Annotated in this window: 1 rRNA gene; it reads right to left on the bottom strand. The window is 51.8% G+C overall.

Features of this window, described 5'->3' with window-relative positions:
• A 16S ribosomal RNA gene (locus tag FJ887_RS18215) occupies positions 1–146 on the bottom strand; the annotation flags it as partial.
• Positions 147–365 lie beyond the last annotated feature (219 nt).

The raw sequence follows: 365 nt of genomic DNA, 5'->3' as shown, positions 1-365 counted from the left end.
TCCCGAAGTCAGGGGCAGGTTACTCACGTGTTACTCACCCGTTCGCCACTCATCCACCCCAGCAAGCTGGGGCTTCAGCGTTCGACTTGCATGTGTTAAGCACGCAGCCAGCGTTCGTCCTGAGCCAGGATCAAACTCTCCATAAAAAACTTCTTATTTCAGTGATCCCGGCAAGACAGTCACCACGCCCACGGGGGTGGACACGGTGACCCATACCACCACAACCCAGGCAATGGGTCATGGTGTGGTTGTCTTACCAGAAAAAATTTTCTGGCATCACATTGTTCAAACAAACACGCTATTGGATTCTCAAACCACAAACACACACCCAACCATCACACGAACCATCATCCGCGTGATCAACC

The organism is Brevibacterium sp. XM4083 (assembly GCF_006489205.2).
Taxonomy (GTDB): Bacteria; Actinomycetota; Actinomycetes; order Actinomycetales; family Brevibacteriaceae; genus Brevibacterium.
Note: the sequence above shows the minus strand (reverse complement) of the source record. Positions and strands in the feature narration are given on the sequence as shown.